Source organism: uncultured Enterovirga sp. (assembly GCF_964242715.1).
Taxonomy (GTDB): Bacteria; Pseudomonadota; Alphaproteobacteria; order Rhizobiales; family Beijerinckiaceae; genus Enterovirga.
This window is the reverse complement of the sequence record NZ_CAXTAZ010000001.1, coordinates 130,341-152,425: the sequence shown is the minus strand read 5'-3', so window position 1 is coordinate 152,425 and position 22,085 is coordinate 130,341. Positions and strand designations below refer to the sequence as shown.

19 protein-coding genes are annotated in these 22,085 nt (G+C 68.7%); 5 read left to right on the top strand and 14 right to left on the bottom strand.

Annotated elements, in window-relative coordinates; translation table 11 throughout:
* The first annotated feature begins 3 nt into the window (after nt 1-3).
* From ACFE87_RS00765 to ACFE87_RS00755, 3 genes are all read left to right on the top strand, one after another.
* A complete protein-coding gene (locus tag ACFE87_RS00765; protein ID WP_375457680.1) occupies nt 4-1,563 on the top strand; it encodes a Do family serine endopeptidase in 1,560 nt (519 codons plus the stop codon).
* Between the two features lie 84 nt (nt 1,564-1,647).
* Nucleotides 1,648-2,178 carry a DUF421 domain-containing protein gene (locus ACFE87_RS00760; protein WP_375457679.1) on the top strand — a complete coding sequence of 177 codons (531 nt, stop codon included), beginning with the start codon at nt 1,648-1,650 and terminating at the stop codon, nt 2,176-2,178.
* Nucleotides 2,179-2,232: 54 nt separating this feature from the next.
* Nucleotides 2,233-3,063: a uroporphyrinogen-III synthase gene (locus ACFE87_RS00755; RefSeq protein ID WP_375457678.1), complete on the top strand. Its 831-nt coding sequence runs from the start codon at nt 2,233-2,235 to the stop codon at nt 3,061-3,063.
* A gap of 25 nt (nt 3,064-3,088) precedes the next feature.
* Here ACFE87_RS00755 and soxA read toward each other — a convergent pair whose 3' ends face one another.
* From soxA to ACFE87_RS00710, 9 genes are all read right to left on the bottom strand, one after another.
* Nucleotides 3,089-3,961 (bottom strand): sulfur oxidation c-type cytochrome SoxA, encoded by an 873-nt coding sequence (gene soxA / locus ACFE87_RS00750; protein ID WP_375457677.1) that lies wholly within the window; start codon nt 3,959-3,961, stop codon nt 3,089-3,091.
* Between the two features lie 86 nt (nt 3,962-4,047).
* Complete coding sequence (gene soxZ / locus ACFE87_RS00745; RefSeq protein ID WP_375457676.1) at nt 4,048-4,368, bottom strand: thiosulfate oxidation carrier complex protein SoxZ; 321 nt, start codon at nt 4,366-4,368, stop codon at nt 4,048-4,050.
* Nucleotides 4,369-4,371: 3 nt separating this feature from the next.
* Nucleotides 4,372-4,821, bottom strand: coding sequence for a SoxY-related AACIE arm protein (locus ACFE87_RS00740; protein WP_375457675.1), 450 nt, complete (start codon nt 4,819-4,821; stop codon nt 4,372-4,374).
* Nucleotides 4,822-4,826: 5 nt separating this feature from the next.
* Nucleotides 4,827-5,261 (bottom strand): sulfur oxidation c-type cytochrome SoxX, encoded by a 435-nt coding sequence (gene soxX, locus ACFE87_RS00735; RefSeq protein ID WP_375457674.1) that lies wholly within the window; start codon nt 5,259-5,261, stop codon nt 4,827-4,829.
* A gap of 80 nt (nt 5,262-5,341) precedes the next feature.
* Nucleotides 5,342-6,601 carry an FAD-dependent oxidoreductase gene (locus tag ACFE87_RS00730; RefSeq protein ID WP_375457673.1) on the bottom strand — a complete coding sequence of 420 codons (1,260 nt, stop codon included), beginning with the start codon at nt 6,599-6,601 and terminating at the stop codon, nt 5,342-5,344.
* A complete protein-coding gene (locus tag ACFE87_RS00725; protein WP_375457672.1) occupies nt 6,598-6,894 on the bottom strand; it encodes a c-type cytochrome in 297 nt (98 codons plus the stop codon). Before ACFE87_RS00725 ends, ACFE87_RS00730 begins: the two co-directional genes overlap by 4 nt.
* The gene (locus ACFE87_RS00720) at nt 6,891-9,098 is read right to left on the bottom strand and encodes a molybdopterin cofactor-binding domain-containing protein (RefSeq protein WP_375457671.1); all 2,208 of its coding nucleotides are present in this window, start codon (nt 9,096-9,098) and stop codon (nt 6,891-6,893) included. The genes ACFE87_RS00725 and ACFE87_RS00720 overlap by 4 nt, the downstream gene beginning before the upstream one ends.
* A 10-nt stretch (nt 9,099-9,108) precedes the next feature.
* Entirely contained in the window at nt 9,109-9,576 is a 468-nt protein-coding gene (locus ACFE87_RS00715) for a (2Fe-2S)-binding protein (RefSeq protein WP_375457670.1), read from the bottom strand.
* Between the two features lie 128 nt (nt 9,577-9,704).
* Nucleotides 9,705-11,273: an adenylate/guanylate cyclase domain-containing protein gene (locus ACFE87_RS00710; RefSeq protein WP_375457669.1), complete on the bottom strand. Its 1,569-nt coding sequence runs from the start codon at nt 11,271-11,273 to the stop codon at nt 9,705-9,707.
* 130 nt (nt 11,274-11,403) lie between these two features.
* On the opposite strand from ACFE87_RS00710, the gene ACFE87_RS00705 reads away from it, so the two are divergent.
* Nucleotides 11,404-11,784, top strand: coding sequence for a response regulator (locus ACFE87_RS00705; protein ID WP_375457668.1), 381 nt, complete (start codon nt 11,404-11,406; stop codon nt 11,782-11,784).
* A gap of 49 nt (nt 11,785-11,833) precedes the next feature.
* Here the strand turns inward: ACFE87_RS00705 and ACFE87_RS00700 are convergent, their stop codons facing one another.
* Together ACFE87_RS00700 and ACFE87_RS00695 are read right to left on the bottom strand one after the other, a co-directional pair.
* Nucleotides 11,834-13,795 (bottom strand): AI-2E family transporter, encoded by a 1,962-nt coding sequence (locus ACFE87_RS00700; RefSeq protein WP_375457667.1) that lies wholly within the window; start codon nt 13,793-13,795, stop codon nt 11,834-11,836.
* Between the two features lie 2 nt (nt 13,796-13,797).
* Nucleotides 13,798-16,467, bottom strand: a complete 2,670-nt coding sequence (locus ACFE87_RS00695; protein ID WP_375457666.1) for a response regulator — start codon at nt 16,465-16,467, stop codon at nt 13,798-13,800.
* Between the two features lie 152 nt (nt 16,468-16,619).
* Between ACFE87_RS00695 and aspS the strand changes: the two genes are divergently transcribed.
* Nucleotides 16,620-18,431, top strand: coding sequence for an aspartate--tRNA ligase (aspS, locus tag ACFE87_RS00690; RefSeq protein ID WP_375457665.1), 1,812 nt, complete (start codon nt 16,620-16,622; stop codon nt 18,429-18,431).
* Between the two features lie 90 nt (nt 18,432-18,521).
* Here aspS and ACFE87_RS00685 read toward each other — a convergent pair whose 3' ends face one another.
* The 3 genes from ACFE87_RS00685 to ACFE87_RS00675 all read right to left on the bottom strand — a co-directional run bounded on the left by ACFE87_RS00685 (nt 18,522) and on the right by ACFE87_RS00675 (nt 21,980).
* Nucleotides 18,522-19,361, bottom strand: a complete 840-nt coding sequence (locus ACFE87_RS00685; RefSeq protein ID WP_375457664.1) for a nucleotidyltransferase family protein — start codon at nt 19,359-19,361, stop codon at nt 18,522-18,524.
* Between the two features lie 98 nt (nt 19,362-19,459).
* On the bottom strand, nt 19,460-20,956 hold the full coding sequence (locus ACFE87_RS00680) for a CoA-acylating methylmalonate-semialdehyde dehydrogenase (RefSeq protein WP_375457663.1): 1,497 nt from the start codon (nt 20,954-20,956) through the stop codon (nt 19,460-19,462).
* Between the two features lie 31 nt (nt 20,957-20,987).
* Nucleotides 20,988-21,980 (bottom strand): complex I NDUFA9 subunit family protein, encoded by a 993-nt coding sequence (locus tag ACFE87_RS00675; RefSeq protein ID WP_375457662.1) that lies wholly within the window; start codon nt 21,978-21,980, stop codon nt 20,988-20,990.
* Nucleotides 21,981-22,085: the final 105 nt, after the last annotated feature.

The following is a 22,085-nucleotide window of genomic DNA, read 5'->3' as shown; positions in this document are numbered from 1 at the left end:
CACATGATGACGACGAAGTCCTTCCCCACAGCGGTCTCGCGGCCGATCCGGCGCTACGGCCGGGCGCTCGTCGTGGGCCTCGTCCTCGGCGCGTCGATCATCCGGCCGGACATGGCGGCAGCGAGGGGCCCGGATTCGCTGGCCGACCTCGCGGCCCAGGTGACTCCGGCCGTTGTCAACATCTCTGCCTCGACCACAGTTGAGGGGCGTACGGGCCCGCGCGCCGGCCCGCAGCCCGGTACTCCGCCTGGCACCCCGCCCGGTACGCCCTTCGAGGATCTGTTCGAGGAATTCTTCCGTCGACGCGGCCAAGGGCAGGGCCCAGGCCCAGGTCCAGGCCCGGGTGCCGGTCCCAACCGTGAGGACGCTCCGCGTTCGCAGCGCCGTTCCAATTCGCTCGGTTCGGGTTTCGTCATCGACGCGTCCGGAATCGTGGTCACCAATGCGCACGTCATCGGCGACGCGAACGACATCCAGGTTATCTTCTCGGACGGCACGCGGCTGAAGGCCGAGATCGTCGGCAAGGATGCCAAGATCGACCTCGCCGTGCTTCGGGTGAAATCCGAGAAGCCGTTGCCCTTCGTGCCCTTCGGCGATTCCGAGGCTATGCGGCCGGGCGACTGGGTGATGGCGATCGGCAACCCGTTCGGGCTCGGCGGATCGGTCTCGGCCGGGATCGTGTCGGCGCGGGGCCGCAACATCGAATCCGGACCCTACGACAACTACATCCAGACGGACGCCGCCATCAACAAGGGCAATTCGGGCGGTCCCCTGTTCAACATGAAGGGCGAGGTGATCGGCATCAACACCGCCATCCTGTCGCCGACCGGCGGTTCGGTCGGCATCGGGTTCGCCGTGCCGGCCGCGAATGCGGCTCCCGTCATCGGGCAGCTTCGCGAGTTCGGCGAGACGCGCCGGGGGTGGCTCGGTGTCCGCATCCAGAATGTCGACGACGCGACGGCCGAAGCCCTCGGGATCGGCTCGGCCCGGGGCGCTCTCGTTGCAGGGGTCGACGAGAAGGGGCCTTCGAAGCCTGCCGGGATCGAGGTCGGCGACGTGATCATCCGCTTCGACGGCCGCGACGTGAAGGAATCGCGCGACCTTCCCCGTATCGTCGCGTCCACGCCGGTCGGAAAAGCCGTCGACGTCGCGATCGTTCGCAAGTCGCAGGAGCTTATCAAGTCGGTCACGCTGGGGCGGCTCGAGGATGGCGAGAAGGCGCAGCAGGCCTCGGCTGCGCCGGTGGCCGAGCCGCCGTCGGCCATGCGCCGGGCTCTCGGGCTCGAGCTTTCGGGCGTCTCGGAAGACCTGCGCAAGCGCTACGGCATCAAGGACACCGTCAAGGGTGTGGTCGTGACGCGGGTGGATCCGAATTCCTCGGCCGCCGACAAGCGCATCCAGCCTGGCGAGGTGATCGTTGAGGTCGGCCAGGAAGGCGTCGCGACGCCGGCCGACGTGACGCGCCGCGTCGAGGCTTTGAAGAAGGACGGACGCAAATCCGCTCTGCTGCTGGTCGCGAATGCCCAGGGCGAGGTTCGGTTCGTCGCAGTCTCGATCGAGTGACAGCGAGGGTGACCGGGATGATCCGAGGATCAGGCCCGGCCCGCATGCTGCCCGGTTCGTCGCCGTGACGCTGGCGAACGGCCTATGAGCCTTTCCATCGATTGGGCCGCGATCTTCGTCCCGACCTCGCCTTTGGTCGAGATCGTGATCCGTGGCACCGTCATGTATCTGATCCTGTTCCTGGGATTGCGCTTCCTCCTCAGGCGCAATACCGGCCAGATCGGCGTGGCGGACCTGATGGTCATCGTGCTGGTCTCGGAGGTGTCGCAATCGGCGCTGATCGGCGAAGCGAAATCCGTCGTGGAGGCGGGGCTTTCGGTCGCCGTGATCCTGTTCTGGAGCTTCGCCGTGAACTGGGTGTCGTTCCACGTCCCGGCTCTCGCGCAACTGACCGCGGCGAAACCTCTTCCCCTGATCGAGAACGGCCGGCTCCAGCGCCGCAACATGCAGCGCGAGTTGATCACCTTCGACGAACTGACGAGCCAGATGCGCCAGCATGGCATCCAGGCCGTAGCCGAGGTCCGCTCGGCCAAGCTCGAGGGCGATGGCACCTTCAGCTTCATCCGCACGGACGAAGGCGAGGTTGATTCTCCCGGGGCGAAGAAGGTCAGCTGAGGCGACGCGCGCCGGCATGAGCTATGCTCCGCTGGGCAACCAGGGAGCGACGGCATGGCGGGCGGTCTCGAAGGCAGGCGGGTGATGGTGCCGGAAAGCCGGGAACTGGACCTCTTCGCCGGCATGCTGGAACGGCAGGGGGCGACCACGATCCGGTGTCCGCTGGTCACAATCCTGGACGCGCGCGATCCGGCTCCGATCGAGGCCTGGCTTCGGCGCCTCGTGGCAGGCGGCTTCGACGATCTCGTCCTCTACACGGGCGAGGGGGTTCGACGTCTCATGTCCGTCGCCGAACGGGCCGGCATCGCGGCCGAGACGGTCTTGGCCCTCGGCCGCATCCGGATCGTCGTGCGCGGGCCGAAACCGGTCAGGGCGCTTCGCCATCTCGGGATCGAGGCGGAGATCACGGCGGAAGCGCCCACCACGGACGGCCTCGTCCAGACCTTGTCCGCGCTCGACCTTTCAAGCCGGCGGATCGGGCTTCAGGCCTATCCTGGACAGGATGCCGCTTTCGACGACTTTCTCGCGAGCCGCGGCGCTCTCGTCGACCGCGTCGTGCCGTATCGCTACGCCTCGGACGAGGAGGACAGCCGCGTCGCGGGCGTGATCCGCAGCATGGCGGAGGGCGGCATCGACCTTGTCGCCTTCACCTCCCGGCCCCAGGTCCGCCGCCTGCGGGAGGTTGCGGAGCAGCATGCTCTCGGCGAGGTGCTGGACCGGGCCATGGCCCGGGCCCGGATCGCGGCCATCGGCCCCGTCTGCGCCGAGGCCGTGCAGGCCGAGGGCTGGACGGTGGCCATTGCGCCGGCCGAGAATTTCCACATGAAGCCGCTGATCGTCGCCCTTCGCGGCCTGTTCGCGCAGGAGGCCTCGTCCGTCGCGTGAGGGCAGACGGGCCGAGCTGGTCGCGTCAGGGCCGAACGGCGGGCGTTTCGATCGGAAGACCGCGGGCGCGGGACATCAGGAACAGTTCCAGCTCGACATATTCGGGCGCACCGGCCGGGAACGGCTCGGCCCGGATCCCGGTGAGGCAGCCGCGAAGGCGGCGCTGGAGCGATCCGACCGCCTGCCATTCGAGGCGGTAGATCGGGTATCCGGTCGGATGGGCCTGCGGGATCGTGGCGCCCGAGAGGCGGCGGCCCCATTGGTCGTCGTGGCATTGGGCGCAGGCCAGGTCGAGCTGGCCCATTCGCCGCCCGAACAAGGCCCGGCCGCGCTCGCGGGCGGGTTCCAGCCGCGGGTCTTCAGGGGGGGAGATCGGCAGCCCGCGCGATTGGTGGGCGACGTAGCCCGTCAGGGCCAGGAGCTCCGGGCTGTCGGATGCGAGCGGCGTCGCGTTCTGACGCCGCTCGCGGCAGAGATTGACCTGGCCGGCGACATCGACCGGCCCACCTGCGTCCCGGCTCCAGGCCGGATAGCGGGCCGCAACCCCGCTCATGCTCGCCGGGGCGTCGCCGTGGCAGCCGGAACAGGCCGGGACATTCGGCCCGGGCGCGCGCGACCAGGCTTCTGCGCCATCCAGCACGGTCAGCATGCCGGGGTTGGCGGTATCGTCGTCCTGCATGGCCCGGGTCTCCGGCGCGAGGAGTCCCGTGTCGGAGCGGCGCTCGGTCGCCGCGATATCGGCCGCGAGGGCAGGCCACGAGGCCAGGAGAAGAGCGAAGATCGTCGTGAGCGCGCGGACACGCTCGGCGGACGTCCGATGCGGGGCAGCAGGGCTCGTGTCTCGTCCCCCGCGAGGGGAGGGGGACCAGGCGAAGCCTGGTGGAGGGGGCGGCCCCATCGCGGCGGTGCCGGCCTCCTCCACCGCCTTTCGGGCGGTCCCCCTCCTCCTGTGGGGGAGCAGACAGGCGGTCCGGCTTTCGCTCGTCACGTCACCTCGATCGTAGCCGTCTCGGTCTGACTGAAACCCTCGTCCCCCGTCCAGGTCATCGTGAGAACCCCGCTCGCCTCGGCCCGCATCGAGAAGACGAGATAAGGGTTTGCCGACAGGGCCGGATGAAGCTCGGTCCGGAACACCTCGGTTTCGTTGAAGCGACAGGTGAAGCTCGTGACGATGTTGCGGGGCAGAAGGCGGCCGTTCGGGCCGGGCCGGTAGCCCGTCTCCATCGGATGCGAGATCAGGGTGCGGATCTCGATCACCTCGCCGCGCTTCGCGGTCTTCGGCACGTTGATGAGGGCGCGGGCCATGGCTCAGCTTTCGACGCAGGCGGCCAGCGTCACGATCACGTCGGCGCCCCCGAGCCAGAAGGTGCCGTCGCTCATCTCGGCGACGGCGGTGATGCGTTGCGAACCCGCGAGCCTGATGCGGGTCGACAGGCGGGCCCGGCCGGAAAGCGGGCCGAGCACGACCGTGACCACGTTCGGCTGGGGATTGGTTTCGTTGAACACGGCGATCCGACGCACATGGTCCGCCTCCGTCATCGGGCTCTCGACCGTGACGGTCAGCGATGCTGCGTTTCCGTTCTCGACGAGCGCCGGGACGTCGACCAGCACGCGGCCGGTCCGGATCGCGGCCTCGCCCGCGAAGTCGCGGATCGCAGCGTCGCGCGTCTCCGGGGTGGCCTGAACCGACCGGGTTGATGCCATCAGGGCGCCGCCGGTCAATGCCAGCGCCGAGCGGCGGGTGAAACTTGCCTGCATGTCCCTCATGGTGCCCGCAATCCGGCCAGATAGGCCACAACGTCCTCGATCTCCGCGTCGGAGAGGATCTGGCGTCCACGCCAGGCCGCGCCGACGCGGGTCAGCCCTTCCGTCCGGCGATAGGACGGCATGATCGTGTCCGGATTGAGCTGGCGCGCATCGGCGATCCGGAGCCGGAGCTGTGGCGGCGTCCAGCGGTCGCCTGCGCCGGCGAGGTCGGGTGCCAGATTGCCCTGAAACCGCTCCTCCGGGATCGGACCCACATGGCACAGGAGGCAGAGCCCGCGCGTTCGGTCGGCCACGATGGCCCGGCCACGGACCGCATCCCCCGGGGCGCCCGTGAGCGAGGCGGGGATCCCGTCGGCCTCAGCGCGCTCCGAGGCGAGGACCGGCGACGCCACGGCGAAGAGGGCCAGGAGGGTCCAGGCCCCCCCGCTCATCCCGGCGCAAGCCGGGATCCAGAACCCCCGCCTAGACCCCGGCTTTCGCCGGGGTGAGCGGCAGGCTGAGAAGCCGGGCCTCACCCGAACACCTCGCGGGTAATCGTCCCGAACCAAGCCTCTGCGTAGCGCGCCTCGAGGTCCCGGGTTTCGGGGGGTGCATCGAGCGGGCTCGTTCCGCCCGCCCCTTCGACATCCACCAGGAGGCCGCCCGGACCGGGTTGGTACACGCCCGCGACCGAGATGCCGTAGCCCGGCGCGACGAGGCTGTAGCAGGTGTTGATGAGCTTGGTCGCGACAGGCTCGCGCCCGGTCAGGAGCGCCAGCATGGCGGCGGCGCAATGCTTGGCCTGGGCATTCGCCGTGAAGGCCGATTTCGGCATGGCGCCGCCGATCGCGGCATCGCCGATAACGTGCACGCCCGGCACGCGGCGGGATTCGAAGCTCACCGGGTCCACCGGGCACCAGCCGGTCCGGTCCGCCACTCCGGCGATGGCCGCGATGAGGCCGGCCCGCTGCGGCGGGATGACATTGGCGACGGCGGCACGATACAGCTCGAAGCCCGTCATCACGGCCCGGTCGGCGGGATCGACCCCGGTCACCTCGCCTCCGCCCGAGAGCGGCACGTATTCGAGGTTGGGATACAGCGCGGCCCAGCCTTGCTGGAACAGACGCTGCTTCGAGAAGGCGTCCTTGGCGTCGAGGACGAGGAGCTTGGCGCGAGGCTTATGCACCTTGAGGTAATGGGCGATCAGGCTCGCGCGTTCGTAGGGGCCGGGCGGACAGCGGTAGGGGTTGGCCGGCACCGACATGACGACGAGGCCACCATCCTCCATGGCGGCGAGCTGGTCGCGGAGGAGCGCCGTTTGTGGTCCGGCCTTCCAGGCATGCGGCATCCGTTCGACCGCAGCCTCGTCATAGCCCGGAATGGCGTCGAAGCGGAGGTCGATCCCGGGCGCGAGGACGAGGCGGTCGTAGGACAGTGTGCCGCCGCCGGCCAGCCTGACCCGACGGGCGTCGGGGTCGATGGCGAGTGCGGCTTCCTGCACCATCCGGACGCCCGCAGCGTCGAGGCCGTCGAACGGGAAGACCTGTGCCTCCAAGGGGCGGAGCCCCGCGATGACCTCGTTCGAGAATGGGCAGGCAACGTAGCTGCGGCTCGGCTCGAGGAGGGTGACGTCGATCCCGGCCTGGCTCAGGGCCCGAGCCGCCGTCGCGCCGGCGAAGCCGCCGCCGACCACGACGACCCTCGCCAGCGCCTGCGCGATAGCAGGACGGGGAAAGGCGGCTGTTGCCGCGAGGCCGGCGATGAAGGCGCGGCGGGAGGTTGGCCCGGTCACCGGATCCGTCCCAGCCAGACCGCGATCTGCCGGCTCTCGTCCTCCGAGAAACCTTTCGCGATGCGGTTCATCACGGTCGCCTGGCGCTCGCCGGACCGGAACGCGGCCAGGGCGGCTACGATGTCGGCAGTCGGCCGCCCGGTGATGCGGGGCAGCATCTCCGCCGGGCCAGGATGCAGGGCGTGACAGCCCGAGCAGCTGAGCGCTCCTGGAGGGGCGACAGGCGCGAAGTCTGCCGCAGCCGCCCCGCCGGAAAGCGCCACGAGCCCGAGGGTCGCGAGGGCGCGGATCACACTCGACGGAGATCCGCGTTCTTCAGCGGGACTTGGCGGACGCGCTTGCCCGTGGCGGCGAAGATCGCGTTGAGCACGGCCGGGGCCGCGACCGCGATCGTCGGCTCGCCGACCCCGCCCCAGAAGCCGCCGGACGGCATCAGGATGGATTCGACGGCAGGCATCTCGTCCATGCGCATCACCGGGTAGGTGTCGAAATTCGACTCCACGATGGCCCCGTCCTTGACCGTGCATTCGCTGTAGAGGGCAGCCGACAGGCCATAGACGAAGGAGCCCTCGACCTGGGCGGCGATCTGCTGCGGATTGACCGCATGGCCCGGATCCGTCGCGGCGACGATGCGCAGGATCGTGAGTTTACCCTCCGGGCTGACCATCACCTCGGCGCAGGCTGCCACATAGCTGCCGAACCCCATGATCTGGGCGAGGCCGCGGCCGACGCCCGGCTTGGTGGGCGTGCCCCAGCCGGAACGCTCCGCGACCGCGTTCAGGACCGCCAGGTGCTTCGGATGGTTCGCCATCAGCTTGCGGCGGAAGGCGAGGGAATCCTGCCCGGCCGCGTGCGCGAGCTCGTCCATGAAGCATTCGAGGTAGATCGCGTTCGGGTTCGTGTTCACGCCCCGCCAGAAACCCGGCGGCACATGCGGATTGCGCATGGCGTGGTCGATCGTGAGGTTCGCGATCGAATAGCCGATCGACGCCTCGGGCCCGGAGGGATTCAGGCCCTGGAACGTGACAGGGTCGCGCCCGTTCTGCAGGTTCTGGGGCAGGACGCTGGCGAGGATCGACTGGCCGGAAATCCGCATCGTCATGCCGACGAGATCGCCCTTCTCGTCGAGGCCGCCGACCATCTTGCATTGGGTGATCGGGTGGTAGCGCCCCTGCACCATGTCCTCTTCGCGCGACCAGATCAGCTTCACGGGCGTACCCGGCATCTGCTTGGCGATCGCGACGACCTGGTGCACCCAGTCATGCACCGCGCCGCGCCGGCCGAAGCCGCCGCCGAGATGGATCTTGTAGACCTCGCATTTCGCCGGCGGCAGACCCGAGGCCTCGGCGGCGGCCGCCAGTGCGCCCTCGCCGTTCTGCGTCGGGGTCCAGACCTCGCAGCGATCCGGCGTGTAGAGCGCCGTCGCGTTCATGGTCTCCATGGTGGCGTGGTTCTGGAACGGGTAGCCGTAGACCGCCTCGACCCGCTTCGTCGCGCCGGCGATGGCCGCGCCGGCATCGCCGGCCTTGTTGCCGACATAGGCCTCCTTGGCGTCCAGCCCCTCCTTGAGGACGGCCATGATGCTCTCGCTCGAGACCTTGGCGTTCGGACCCGAATCCCACGTGATGGGGAGGGCTTCGAGCGCGCTCTTCGCACGCCACCACGTGTCGGCCACGACCGCGACCGCGTCCTCACCGACCTTCACGACGCGCTTCACGCCCGGCATCGCCTCGACGGCCTTGGCGTCGAAACTCACGAGCTTTCCGCCGAAGACGGGCGAGGCCTTGATCGCGGCGTTCATCATCCCGGGAAGCTTCAGGTCCATGCCATAGACCTGCCGGCCATTCGTCTTCTCGACGGTGTCGAGCCGCTGGACCGACTTGCCGGCGATGCGCCAGTCCTTCGGGTCCTTGAGCGCGGGCTTCGCCGGCGGCTCGAGCTTCGCGGCCGCCGCCGCGACCTGGCCGTAGGTCGTGGTCCGGCCGGAACCGGAATGGGTGACGACGCCCTTCTCGACCCGGCAATCCGAGGCCGGCACGCCCCAGCCATTCGCCGCCGCCTGGACCAGCATGGCTCGCGCGGCCGCGCCGCCCTCACGGACATACTGATGCGACTCGCGGATGCCGCGGCTGCCGCCCGTCGACATCGCGCCCCAGATGCGCTTGCGGGCAAGATTCTCGCCGGGGGTCGGGTATTCCGTCGTCACCTTCGACCAGTCGCATTCGAGCTCTTCGGCGACGAGCTGGGCGAGGCCGGTCAGCGTGCCCTGGCCCATCTCGGAGCGGGCGATGCGAATCACGACCGTATCGTCGGGCTTCACCACCACCCAGGCATTCACCTCGGGCGCCGTCGCCGGCTGCGCCGCGGCGTCGCCCGCGAACGGAATGTGGAAGCCGAGCGTCAGGGCTCCGGCTGCCGAGGCGGAGCCGGCAAGGAAAAGGCGGCGGGAGGGTGTCGCGGAGGCGATCGCGGCGGCGGGGGGGACGTGCTGGGTCATCGGGGCCTCCTCATCCACGTCCGAGCTCGCTGCCCTCGGCAGCGAGCTTGATGCCGGCAAGCACCCGATTGTAGGTGCCGCAACGGCAAATATTGGTCATCTCGGTCCGTATATCGGCCTCGCTCGGCTTCGGGTTCTGGGCGAGCAGCGCGGCCGCGGCCATGAGCATGCCCGACTGGCAGAAGCCGCATTGCGGCACGTCCAGCGCGACCCAGGCCTTCTGGAGCGGGTGGGAGCCGTCCGGGGACAGGCCCTCGATCGTGACGATCTTCTGGTCGGCGTTCACGGCCGAGACGGGCATGGCGCAGGAGCGCACGGCGGCGCCGTCGATGTGAACGGTGCAGGCCCCGCATTGGGCGACCCCGCAGCCATATTTCGTGCCGGTGAGGCCGACCTGTTCGCGAATCGCCCACAGGAGAGGCGTGTCGGGCTCGACATCGATTTCGCGCATCTGCCCGTTGATGCTCAGCCGAACCATCGAGGTCTCCTTACCGTCCGCTTCCTGGAACTAATCTCATGAGAGATAGCCCGGGAAGTCAAACCTTCGTGTGACGCCAGGAGGTCGCATGTCGGGCGGCCAGCGCCCGGGTCGCGCCCATCCCGTCACTACAGGAGGTAATAGGTCTGCATCTGGCCCTTGCCCCGGACCTCGATCGGGGCTTGTTCCTCGAAGGCGAAAGCGGGCGAAACCGCGTCGCGGGTCGCGGCAGAGACGTGGATCCGGCCGGGTTCGCAGGAGGCTTCCAGCCGGCTCGCCGTGTTCACGGTGTCGCCCCAGACGTCGTAGAAGAATTTCTGGGTGCCGATGATCCCGGCCACCGCCGGCCCGCTGTCGATGCCTATCCGGACGCGGAGCTGATCCGCCCGCGTCGCCCTCGCGACCACCTCCGGCATCCCGGCCGCCATGGTCACGACGCGCCGCGCGTGGTCGGGCACGGGATCCGGGATGCCGCCGGCCACCATGTAGGCATCCCCGATCGTCTTGATCTTCTCGAGGCCGTTCTCCTCGGCGAGCTGGTCGAAACCCGAGAAGATCTCGTTCAGGAGATCGAGCGTCTCGGCCGGCTTCTGCCGCGCCGACAGGGCCGTGAATCCGACGAGGTCGCAGAACAGGACCGTTGCCTCGTCGAAATGATCGGCGACCGCGGTCTCGCCGGCCCGCAAACGCTCGACGATGCCGGCCGGCAGGACGTTGCGGAGGAGCCGCTCGGAGCGCTCCTGCTCCAGCTTCAGGCGACGCACCGCATCCTCCTCGCGGTCGCGCAGGAACTTCCGATCCAGCGACGAGCCGATCCGGGCCCGCAGCAGGGTCTCGTTCAGCGGTTTCGAGAGGAAGTCGTCGGCGCCAGCCTCGATGCAGCGCACGGCCGCGTCGAGTTCGTCGAGCGCCGAGATCACGATGACCGGCATCGCCTTCGTGCTGGTCCTCCCCTTGCAGCGTTTCAGCACTTCGAGACCGTCGATGCCCGGCATCATGAGGTCGAGCAGCATGAGGTCGAACAGGCCCTGGGCCGTCATGTCGAGCGCGGCGCCGCCGCTGCTCGCGGTCGTGACGGTGTGGCCGTCACGGGTCAGGCGGCGAGACACGAGGTCCCGCATGGACGCATTGTCGTCGACGACCAGGATCCGGCCGACGACGCTCGGCCCGAGCACCGGTTCGTGCCGAGCCAGATGCTGCACCGCCTCGACGGCCGTGCGGAGAAGGTCGCGGCTGGTGCCGCGCGGGTCACCGCCGCCCCGGGCCGTGCTGGAAAAGGCGACGATGCGGTCGATCTCGCGCAGGAGACGTCCGGCAGCGTCGAGCGCGTCGGCGAGCGGCACGAAGATCGCCGCATCTTCCCGCTCACGCGCCTCCTCGGCCATCAGCTCCCCGTAACCCAGGATGGAGGCGACGGAGGTCCTGAGGTCGTGTCGGAGCGCGCTCGTCTGCTCGTCGGTGTCGGAGGTCAGCGCGGGGCGACGCAGGAAGTCGTCGATCCGTCCGGAGAGCCGCGTGCCGGCCGCCTGCATCCGGGCGAGATCCGCATCGTAGTCGGCGAGCCCGGCTGCGGCCGCATCCTCGCGCAGGATGTCGAGCAGGCCCGAGAGCCGCGCGACAGGCGCCTGGAACTCGGCTCGGACGAAAGCGAGCAGCGCGCGGGCGACCTGGCCGTCGGGATCAGGCTGCGGCGACATGGTCCCCCGATCCTCGCCCATTCCGTTCAGGCTTCGATGGAGCCGAACCGCCTCGCCCGCGTTGTCGCCGCGTGACGATCAGGACCCGAGCGCGTGCCGGTCCCCCCAGGTCGGGAAGGAAGAGGACGGTATGACACGGGTGCTCCTGGTCGAGGACCATGAAGAGATTTGGGATTTCCTGTCCCGCCGGCTGAAACGCCGGGGCTATGACGTGGTCGTGGCGACGGATGGCCAGCAGGCCGTCGACAAGGCGAGGGCCGAGCGCCCGGACATCGTCCTCCTCGACATGAACCTGCCGATCCTCGACGGCTGGACGGCGGCCGGGCTGATCAAGGGCTCGCCCGAAGGCGCACGCACTCCGATCATCGCTCTCACCGCCCACGCCATGTCCGGAGACAAGGAGAAGGCGCTCCAGGCCGGTTGCGACGATTACCACGCCAAGCCCGTCGATTTCGCCAAGCTTCTGCTTCAGATCGAGGCGCTGGCCGGACCCGGGTCCGCGGCGGCCTGAAGCCGGGCGCGGCTTCGGTCCCACGCGACGGTGAGTGTGGCCGGCCATGTCAGGCAGCAGCCTTGCGCCGATCGCGGCTGTTCGCAGCCGCGAGACCTGCCGCCGAAGCCGGCTCTTTCAGGGCGGCCTCGGACACGATCGCCGACAGGAGAGCCCCGATCGTTGGCGCCATTACCTCGGCGCGCGCCGCGCGCCCGAGCGCGCGTCCCATCGCCGGATCGCGGTCGCGCCAGATGCAGACCGCCGTGCCGGCGCCGGGGAAGGCGCGGCGGGCGAGCCGCACCGCGAAGCGCAGGTGCAGCGTGCTGAGCGGCTCCATGTAGGAGAGGCAAACCATCCGGACTTCGCCGGCATTGAAACCGGCGAGCTTCTGCTCGGCTTTTTCTGGGACCGAGGAGATGATCTCGGTCGCGAGCCCGTGCTTGGTCAACACCTGCGCCAGCATCCGGCCGATCACTTCGTCCAGCGTGTCCGGCTTGGCGAAGCAGACGACGGGCACCCGGCCTGACCATTCGGGCCGAAGCTCGTCTCGCGACAGAATGCGGGTCGAGGCGCCGCGGTCCGGGCCCGCCGCGAACACGGCAGCGGCCGCCTCAGCGCCCATCTGGCCGCCCTTGGGGCGGGGATCCTGAAGCGCGTCGAGATCGGCGATCAAGGTCTCGGTCGAGCGACGCAGCACGTCTTGGCGATCGGGCGTGAGGCGACCGCGTGCGACGTCCTCATGCGCGAGCCGGAGCGCCTCCAGGGCGACCTCGTCGTAATAGGTGGCGAGCGAACGCTCCCGCAGGAATTCGTGCGCCTGCAGGATCGCCTCGGAGGGATCTCCTGCCAGCATGCGCTGGTAGAAGATCTGCGGCGGTGACAGGGCGGGACGATCGCCCAGCATCACGTCGATGAAGCCGAGCCGGTCGACATGCCGGCCGAGGACCACAAGGCAGACGGTCAGGGGCGTCGCCAGCACGAGGCCGATCGGTCCCCAGAGGAAGGTCCAGACCGTCGCGGCCAGGATCACGGCGACCGGCGCGAGCCCGGTGCTGTGGCCGAAGAGCAGCGGTTCCAGCACGTGGCCGAAGAGAGGCTCGAGCGCCAGGAAGAGGAGCGCGGTCCAGAGCAGCATCGACCAGCCCGGATCCACTGCCAATGCCAGCGCGAAGGGCGGCACCGCACTGATCACGGCGCCGATATACGGGATGAACCGGAGCATGCCGGCCAGGATCCCCCACAAAACCGGGCTCGGAATCCCGATCAGCCAGAGGCCGAGCGCGATCGCGACGCCGAAGGCGGCGTTCAGGCCGAGCTGCATCAGGAAGAGCCGGCTCAGGCGACGCGCCGCGTCGTCGATGACCACGGTCGTGTGCTGGATGTCCTCCGTCCCGAGTAGGCGCACGAACCGGTTCCTGAGATCCTCGCGCGCGGCGAGGACGAAGACGACGAAGATCAGGACGAGTCCCGTCGTCGCGAGCGGATGAAGAAGGGGCGAGACGAAGCCGCCCACCATGCCGAGGAGGCCGCCGCCCTCCTGGATCACGACAGGGACCGGGCGCGTGCTGGGCGCGGCCGGAAGCCCGCCGGGCCGGTCCGTGCGGGGGCCGCCGACCTGCTGCAGCTCCTTGCCGATTCCCTCGAAGGCCTCGATCGCCCGTGCGAAGGGGCCCCCACCCGCCGATCCGGCAATCGACCCAATCTTGTCCCGGATGGTGTGCTGGTATTTCGGAAGGTCGGCGCCGAGCCCCGCGAGCTGCATGCTCATCACGCCGACAAGGAGGGCGATGGCCCCGAATGCCGCCGCCACGGTGACCATCACCGCGATGCTTGACGGGAGCCGCAGACGCTGCAGCCCGCGCACGGCGGGCGCCAGGACGAAACTCAGAAGCACCGCAAGCGCGACGGGGACGAAGACCTCTCGCCCGAGATAGAGGATCGCCCCGAGCGTGAGGACCAGGAGCGAGGCGGCCAGCATCGTGTAGAGCGGCAGGCCGCGCTTCAGCAGTCGGGAGGTCTCGAGATCCATGGTCAGGCGTCCGCCTTCGTCGGTGCTGGTGCCGCGGCCTTCGGCCTCGCCAGCGGCGTACGGGTTGGCGCGCTCGCGGGAGCCAGCGACCGCAGATGGCCGGCGAGGTCCTGCATGCTGACCCGCCCCTTCTGATAGACCCGCGCGCCGCCGCCCTTGAGCTCCGCCCGCTCCGCCGCGGTGAGGTCGCGCGCCGTCATCACCACGACCGGGATCTCCGCCCAGGCGGGCACGGTCCGGAATTCGCGGAGAAAGGCGAAGCCGTCCATCTCGGGCATGTTGAGGTCGAGAAAGACGAGGGCGGGCGTCCGAAGCCGGGCCGCCTCGAGCGCCACGCGTCCGTTCTCGGCCGTGCTCGCCGTCCAGCCCTGTTTCGCGAGGAGCTGTTCGAGCCGCCCCCGGGTATCGGTATCGTCGTCGACGACGAGCACGTCGCCTTTCGGCGCCTGCATCTCGACCCGGGCCAGGACCTCCTTCAGCTTCTCCCAGTCGATCGGCTTCAGCAGGTAGTCCGAGGCGCCGAGCGAGAAGCCGAGGGTCTGCTCGTCGATCACCGTGCACATGATGACCGGGATGGCGGCGAGGCGCGGGTCGGTCTTCAGGCTGCGCAGCACCTCCCATCCGTCCATCCGCGGCATCGTCACGTCGAGGAGGATGACGCGGGGCTTCAGAAGCTCGGCAAGCGACAGGCCTGAACGACCATCGGCCGCGACCCGAACCGTGAAACCCTCCTTCTTCAGGAAGCGGGTCAGGAGTTCGCGCGTGGACGGGTCGTCGTCGATGACGAGCACCATGTCGTCTTCGGCGCCGGCGGCATCGACGACGGTGGCGTCGCCATCTTCCGTGTCGCTCGGCAGGAGGGTCGCCGGGATCGTGATGGTGAAGGTCGACCCCTCGCCGGGCCGGCTCTCGACCGCGGCGGAGCCGCCCAGCATGTCTGTGAAGGCCCGTGTGATGGCGAGTCCCAGCCCGGTCCCGCCGAAGCGGCGGGTGGTCGAGGCATCCGCCTGGCTAAACCGCTCGAACAGCCTGGCGAGCTGCTCCTCGGTCATGCCGAGGCCCGTGTCGCGGACGGTGAAGACCACGTCGTCCTGGCCGTCCAGGACCTCCCTGTGGACGGCGAGCGTGATCGTGCCGTTCTCCGTGAACTTCGCCGCATTGCTGAGGAGATTGATCAGGACCTGCCTGATCTTGACGACATCGGAATGCATGCTCCCGAGCTCGTCGCGGGCCTCGACATGGAGCGTGTTGCCCTTCTTCTCGATCAGTGAGCCGACAGTCGAGGCGACGTCCTTGACCATCTCCGCGATGGCGAAGGTCTCGGCGAAGACCTCCATCTTGTCGGCCTCTATCTTGGAGATATCGAGGACGTCGTTGATGAGGCTGAGGAGGTGGCGGGCATTCGACTTGATCTTGCCCAGATCCTCGAGGAGGTGCTTCTCGCCGAGCTCCTCCATCTCCTCCTCCAGCATCTCGCTGTAGCCGATCACCGCGGAGAGCGGTGTGCGGAGTTCGTGGCTCATATTGGCCAGGAACTGGCTCTTGGCCCGGTTGGCATCCTCGGCCACGTCTCGCGCTGCTTCGAGTTCCTTCTCCTGCTCGCGCTGCTCGGAGATGTCGGTATTCGTTCCGAACCAGCGCTGGATCTCGCCCCGGCTGTTCCGGATCGGCTGGGCCATCGACAGAAACCAGCGATACTCGCCGTCCTTGCGGCGTAGCGGAAAGGTGTCCTGCCAGGCCTCGCCGCTTCGAATGGCAGCGAGGTAGCGTTCGCTGATGGCGTCGACGAGCTCGGGGTCGTGAGCCTTCTGCCAGCCGTCGCGCCGATCCATCTCCGCCGGGCTCAGTCCCGTATAGTCGTACCAGCGCTGGTTGTACCAGTAGATCTGCCCGTTGGGCGCCGCCATCCAGGTGAGCTGGGGAATGTTGTCCGCCAGCGTCCGGAAGCGATCGCCGAGGCCGACCAGTTCCTCCGAGGCACGTTGCGCCAGCCTTCGCCTGTACCAGGCGAGCCAGGCGAGATACCCGACGGCCCCGAGCGCGAGAACGGCCGAGATCGCGGTCAGGATGGTCGCCCGGAGATTGTCGGTTCGCTCGATCCCGACGCGCCGTTTGGTGGACACCTCCTGCAACCGCGCGACCTCGCCCCGGATCGCGTCCATCAGCCTCTTGCCTTCGCCGGAGGCGACGAGGTCCCGGGCAGGATCGATGCCGTTGCGGCGCGCCTCGACCGTCTTGATCGCGAATTCGAGCTTGCGGTCGACAAGGCCGAGAAGAGGCGCAAGGTCGCCCTCCCGGCCGCCGCCGTCCCGCCAGGTTTCCTTTGCCGTTGCGGTGGTCTCCGACAGCGTCGAGATCGAGCTCTGATAGGGATCGAGATAGGATTCGAGGCCGGTGAGCAGGAAGCCGCGCGAGCCGGTCTCGATATCGCGCACGCCGGAGAGGACGCGCTCCAGGCTCAGCGTGATCGCGTGCTGGGCCGCGATCCGATTTCGATCGAAGCTCGAGGCCGCCACGTTCCATATCGTGACGAGAACCGCCACGCCGAAGAGCGCGGCCGCCAGACGCGGCCCGAAGCGGACCCACCAGGCGCGCGACCATCGCTCGTCGTCATCCGGGCGGGAGCGGTTGAACATGCCGTCGATGTCTCGAAATCTGTCGGGGACCTGCATGCGAACACATCCGCGGCTCCGAGGTTGCGGTGCAATGCCGCTTTTCGCGAAATGCTCTCCGGCGTGGCATGCGCGGCCTCCTGCCGGGGCACCGCGCTTGACAAGCGGGCGCACCGCATGGTCGGACCCCCGCTCTCCAGGCGGCCTCATCCATGCATCGTTATCGCAGCCACACCTGCGGCGCTCTTCGCGAGTCCGACATCGGCCAGACCGTCCGGCTCTCCGGCTGGTGCCACCGCATCCGCGACCATGGCGGGGTGCTCTTCATCGACCTGCGCGACCATTACGGCCTGACGCAATGCGTGGCCGACCCGGATTCGCCGGCTTTCGCCCTCGTGAACGAGGTGCGGTCGGAATGGGTCGTGCGCGTCGATGGCCGCGTCCGCCAGCGCCCGCCCGGAACCGCGAATGCCGAGCTGCCGACCGGACAGATCGAACTCTACATCACCGAGATGGAGGTCCTCGGGCCGGCGGCCGAGCTGCCGGTGCCGGTCTTCGGCGACCAGGAATATCCGGAGGAGGTGCGCCTCAAGCACCGCTTCCTCGACCTCCGCCGGGACAAGCTCCACCGCAACATCATGCGCCGGGGCGAGGTCATCGACTCGATCCGCCGCCGCATGAAGGAGGGCGGCTTCTTCGAGTTCCAGACGCCGATCCTGACGGCCTCCTCGCCCGAGGGGGCGCGCGACTTCCTGGTCCCTTCGCGGCTGCATCCCGGAAAGTTCTACGCGCTGCCGCAGGCGCCGCAGCAATTCAAGCAGCTGACGATGATCGCGGGGTTCGACCGCTATTTCCAGATCGCGCCCTGTTTCCGGGACGAGGATGCCCGCGCCGACCGCTCGCCGGGCGAATTCTACCAGCTCGACTTCGAGATGAGCTTCGTCACCCAGGAGGACGTCTTCCAGGCGGTGGAGCCGGTGCTCCGCGGCGTGTTCGAGGAATTCGCCGACGGCAAGCGCGTCACGGGCGAGTTCCCGCGCATCACCTTCGCGGAGGCGGCGCTCCGCTACGGCACCGACAAGCCGGACCTCCGCAACCCGCTCCAGATCGCGGATGTCACGGCTGACTTCGCCGACGAGGGCGTGACCTTCAATGCCTTCAAGAACGTCATCAAGGCCGGCGGCGTAGTGCGGGCCATCCCGGCGCCGGAAGCGGCCTCGCAGCCGCGCTCCTTCTTCGACAGGCTCAACGAATGGGCGCGGTCAGAGGGTGCGGCCGGGCTCGGCTACATCGTCTTCTCCGACGAGAGCGGCCGGCTCGAGGGCAAGGGCCCGATCGCGAAATTCATCCCGCCCGATGTCCAGGCCGCGATCGCGATGCGGGCGGGCGTCGGCGCGGGCGACGCCGTCTTCTTCGCGGCGGGCGAGGAGGCCAAGGCCGCGAGCCTCGCCGGCAAGGCCCGGATTCGGATCGGCGACGAGCTCGATCTCTCCGACAAGGACCAGTTCGCCTTCTGCTGGATCACCGACTTCCCGATGTACGAGTGGTCGGAGGAGGAGAAGAAGATCGACTTCTCTCACAACCCCTTCTCCATGCCGAATTTCGACCACGACGCCTTCCTGGCCCTGGGCGAGGCCGACCGGGATACGATCCTCGGCATCAAGGCCTTCCAGTACGACATCGTCTGCAACGGCATCGAATTGTCCTCGGGCGCGATCCGCAACCATCGCCCCGAGATCATGCGCAAGGCCTTCGCGCTCGCCGGCTATGGCGAGGAGGTGCTGGAAGCGAAGTTCGGCGGCATGCTGCGCGCGCTCACCTACGGCGCCCCGCCGCACGGCGGCATCGCACCCGGCATCGACCGCATCGTCATGCTCCTCTGCGGCGAGCAGAATCTGCGCGAGGTGGTGCTCTACCCGATGAACCAGCGGGCGGAGGACCTGCTCATGGGAGCGCCGAGCGAGGTGACCCCGAAGCAGTTGCGGGAGCTGCATATCCGGCTGAACCTGCCGCAGAAGGCGTGACGGCTTGGGCCGGCAAGAATTCGGGCAGGTCGTTGGGTAGTATGCGCCGTTCGATCAGGTCGATGTAGACTAGCTTCGGGCACGCCGCCCCTAGCCGGGATCGACCTCCCGCGCGAACGCCTCGATCCTTGCCGGGAAGGCCTCAGCCAGTCGCAGCCCGGCCTCGATCGCGCGCGTCGCCTTCTCCGGCTGGAACGTGAGATCGTAGACGTGCATCGCGAGATGGCGGAATGCACGTGTGTCCTGGGCGTCCGCGGCAAGGTTTGAGGGGAGAATGGCCCCTCTCGACCCAGGGATCGGCGTCGCGCATCGCGTGATCAGCCGAGCATGCCAGTGCGAGCCGGCGGGAGGGGCTTCGTCCAATATCTCAAGCACTCGAACGAGCGCGGATTCCAAGGCGGTGTGTCCGGACTGCATGTAGTGAAGCAGGGTCATCACGCGATCGAGATCATCCGGGCTCGTCAGGCTTCCCGCGTCGAACACGCGAGCCCCTGAGCGGAAATGCCGAGCAGCCGCCTCGCAATCCTGCCGAACGTCGATCCATCGCGCATCCATGATCGCAGCTCTTCTCCGGGATGACCCATCAGGGAGGGCAGGACAGCCATCCAGTATCCGCCCGTCGCGCGCCACGCGCTCCAGAAGCCGGAATCCGCTCCAGCCCTTGTCGGATAGGTCAGGCTTCAGCCCAAGCGCCCAGGCTCGTTCTTCGGCGAAGAGCCAGGCGTCGCTACCCGGCCCGCCTGGAGAGTCGACCATGATGTCCACGTCGGAATCGTGCCGCATCTCGCCGCGGGCGGCCGAGCCAAACAGGATGAAGCGGCCGCCATGCTCGCGCGCGTAGGCGGCGAGTTCGGCCGCGAGCGCCTCCACGGCCGCCTCCATGCGGGCGACCTTGGCGCGCTTGCGCTCGGTCAGGGTCGGGTACGACATGCGCACAGCATAACCCTATCCGGGCCGCCCGGCAGCAAGCGCGTCACCCTGAATGTCCGGCTCAGGGTCGCGCGAAGGTCACGACAACCCGCTCGCCCTCACTGCATGATTGGGATCGAGAATTCCGCGCCCTCCTTCACGCCCGACGGCCAGCGCGAGGTGACGGTCTTCGTCTTGGTGTAGAAGCGCACCGAGTCAGGGCCGTGCTGGTTCAGGTCGCCGAAGCCCGAGGCCTTCCAGCCGCCGAAGGTGTAATAGGCGATCGGGACCGGGATCGGCACGTTGATGCCGACCATGCCGACCTCGACCTTGGCGGCGAAATCGCGCGCCGCGTCGCCGTCCCGGGTGAAGATCGCGACGCCGTTGCCGTATTCGTGTTCGGTCGGGAGGCGCAGCGCCTCCTCGTAATCCTTCGCCCGGACGACGGAGAGGACGGGACCGAAGATCTCTTCCTTGTAGATCCGCATGTCGGCCGTGACCTCGTCGAAGAGGCAGCCGCCCATGTAGAAGCCACGCTCATAGCCCTGCATGGAGAAGTTGCGCCCGTCGACGACGAGCTTCGCACCTTCCTGGATGCCGGTCTCGACATAGCCCTTGACGCGGTCGAGGGCGGCCTGGGTCACGAGCGGCCCGAAATCGGCCGACGGGTCGGTGGACGGCCCGACCTTCAGCGACTCGACCCGCGGAATGAGCTTCTCCATCAGCTTGTCGGCCGTCGCCTTGCCGACCGGCACCGCGACCGAGATCGCCATGCAGCGCTCGCCGGCCGAGCCGTAGCCTGCGCCGATCAGCGCATCGACCGTCTGGTCCATGTCGGCATCCGGCATGATGATCATGTGGTTCTTGGCGCCGCCGAAGCACTGGGCGCGCTTACCCGTGCCCGCGGCGCGGTGGTAGATGTATTGCGCGATCGGCGAGGAGCCGACGAAGCCGACCGCCTTGATGTCCGGATCGTCCAGGATCGCGTCGACGGCCTCCTTGTCGCCGTTGACGACGTTGAGGATGCCGGCCGGCAGGCCCGCTTCCATCATGAGTTCGGCGAGCCGCATCGGCACGCCCGGATCGCGCTCGGACGGTTTTAGGATGAAGGCGTTGCCGCAGGCGATGGCGGGGGCGAATTTCCACATCGGGATCATGGCCGGGAAGTTGAATGGCGTGATGCCGGCGACGACGCCGAGCGCCTGGCGCATCGAGTAGATGTCGATGCCGGGGCCGGCGCCCTCGGTATACTCGCCCTTCATGAGGTGCGGGATGCCACAGGCGAATTCCGCCACTTCGACGCCGCGCTGGATGTCGCCCTTCGCATCCGGGATCGTCTTGCCATGCTCGCGGGCCAGGATGTCGGCCAGTTCGTCGTATTGCTGGTTCACGAGGTCGACGAAGCGCACCAACACGCGCGCGCGGCGCTGCGGGTTGGTCGCCGCCCAGGCCGGCTGCGCCGCTTTCGCGTTCTCGATCGCGGCCCGAACCTCGGCCTTCGAGGCGAGCGCGACCGTGGCGCGGGTGTCCCCGGTCATCGGTTCGAAGACGTCGCCCGTCCGACCCGACCTGCCTTCGACGTGCTTGCCGCCGATGAAATGTCCATAGCTCAACATGAAGAGCGTCCTTCCCTGTTCGCCGCGCCGCTCAGGCCGCGCGTTCGATCTCGAATTGTCCCGTCTTGCGAAAACGGGTCAGATAGCCGGGCACGATCGCCTCCATGGCGCAGGGCACGATGCCGAAAGCCTTGAGCGTCCGCCCTTCCTGCTCCGCCGCGGCGGAGACGACGTTGTCGACCTGGAGGAGATCGACCTGGTCTCGCGTGAGCTTCAAGGCGTCCGGGAGGAGCCCCAGGGTCAGCGCGTCCACGATCTCGAGCAGACGGGCCTGCGCCCGTGCGGCCCCGACCGGAAGGGCGAGGACGAGCCGGCGCCGCTCCGTGATGGCGAGCACGTAGTCCACGAGTTCACGCAGGGTCCGGATCTCGGGCCCGCCGAGCTCGTAGATTCCTCCCGGAACGACGCCGTCGACCGCGCGCGCCGCCGCTTCGGCGACGTCCCCGACGAAGACGGGCTGGAACCGCGTGTCCGCGCCCGCGAGCGGCAGGACCGGGAGCGCGCGGGCGAGCCCGGCGAACCGGTTGAAGAAGCTGTCGCCCTGGCCGAACAGGAGCGAGGGCCTGAGGATCACGGCCCCCGGATGGGCGCTCGCGACCGCTGCCTCGCCCTGGGCCTTCGAGCGGGCATATTGCGAGGGGGATCGCAGGTCTGCGCCGATCGCCGAGACATGGACGATCGGGATGCCGGGCGGCGTCGCCTCGGCGATCGCCTGCGGCCCGGCCGCCTGGACCTCGTGGAAGCCCTGCCGGCCGCTCTCCTGGAGAATGCCGACGAGATTCACGACCGCATCCGCGCCCGCGACGGCGCTGCGGATCGACTCGTCGAAGCGGAGATTGGCCTGGACGAGCTGGATCTGCCCGACGACGCCGAGGGGCCGGAGGAAGAAGCCGAGATTGGGCCGACGTACCGCGACCCGGACCCGGTAGCCGCGGGCCGCGAGGCTCCGGACCACGTGCCGGCCGAGAAACCCCGTCCCGCCGAAGACGGTCACGAGCTTCGGCGATTGTCGCATCGCGTCCATGATGAACTCCCGGCGGCGCCAGCCCGGCGCCGCACGTCGGGGCGATCCATAGCGGATGCGCGGCGAGGCTGTGAAGTCGGCCAAGCGTACCTGAAGGGACGCCGA

Excerpts from the sequence above, each read along its gene's own strand:
- ACFE87_RS00705 (WP_375457668.1), top strand. The coding sequence starts at position 11,404 with ATGACACGGGTGCTCCTGGTCGAGGACCATGAAGAGATTTGGGATTTC.
- ACFE87_RS00710 (WP_375457669.1), bottom strand. The coding sequence starts at position 11,273 with ATGTCGCCGCAGCCTGATCCCGACGGCCAGGTCGCCCGCGCGCTGCTC.
- ACFE87_RS00765 (WP_375457680.1), top strand. The coding sequence starts at position 4 with ATGATGACGACGAAGTCCTTCCCCACAGCGGTCTCGCGGCCGATCCGG.
- ACFE87_RS00685 (WP_375457664.1), bottom strand. The coding sequence starts at position 19,361 with ATGTCGTACCCGACCCTGACCGAGCGCAAGCGCGCCAAGGTCGCCCGC.
- ACFE87_RS00755 (WP_375457678.1), top strand. The coding sequence starts at position 2,233 with ATGGCGGGCGGTCTCGAAGGCAGGCGGGTGATGGTGCCGGAAAGCCGG.
- soxA (WP_375457677.1), bottom strand. The coding sequence starts at position 3,961 with ATGGGGCCGCCCCCTCCACCAGGCTTCGCCTGGTCCCCCTCCCCTCGC.
- ACFE87_RS00740 (WP_375457675.1), bottom strand. The coding sequence starts at position 4,821 with ATGCAGGCAAGTTTCACCCGCCGCTCGGCGCTGGCATTGACCGGCGGC.
- ACFE87_RS00715 (WP_375457670.1), bottom strand. The coding sequence starts at position 9,576 with ATGGTTCGGCTGAGCATCAACGGGCAGATGCGCGAAATCGATGTCGAG.
- ACFE87_RS00680 (WP_375457663.1), bottom strand. The coding sequence starts at position 20,956 with ATGTTGAGCTATGGACATTTCATCGGCGGCAAGCACGTCGAAGGCAGG.
- ACFE87_RS00720 (WP_375457671.1), bottom strand. The coding sequence starts at position 9,098 with ATGACCCAGCACGTCCCCCCCGCCGCCGCGATCGCCTCCGCGACACCC.
- ACFE87_RS00675 (WP_375457662.1), bottom strand. The coding sequence starts at position 21,980 with ATGGACGCGATGCGACAATCGCCGAAGCTCGTGACCGTCTTCGGCGGG.
- ACFE87_RS00700 (WP_375457667.1), bottom strand. The coding sequence starts at position 13,795 with ATGGATCTCGAGACCTCCCGACTGCTGAAGCGCGGCCTGCCGCTCTAC.
- soxX (WP_375457674.1), bottom strand. The coding sequence starts at position 5,261 with ATGAGCGGGGGGGCCTGGACCCTCCTGGCCCTCTTCGCCGTGGCGTCG.
- ACFE87_RS00760 (WP_375457679.1), top strand. The coding sequence starts at position 1,648 with ATGAGCCTTTCCATCGATTGGGCCGCGATCTTCGTCCCGACCTCGCCT.
- ACFE87_RS00695 (WP_375457666.1), bottom strand. The coding sequence starts at position 16,467 with ATGCAGGTCCCCGACAGATTTCGAGACATCGACGGCATGTTCAACCGC.
- aspS (WP_375457665.1), top strand. The coding sequence starts at position 16,620 with ATGCATCGTTATCGCAGCCACACCTGCGGCGCTCTTCGCGAGTCCGAC.
- soxZ (WP_375457676.1), bottom strand. The coding sequence starts at position 4,368 with ATGGCCCGCGCCCTCATCAACGTGCCGAAGACCGCGAAGCGCGGCGAG.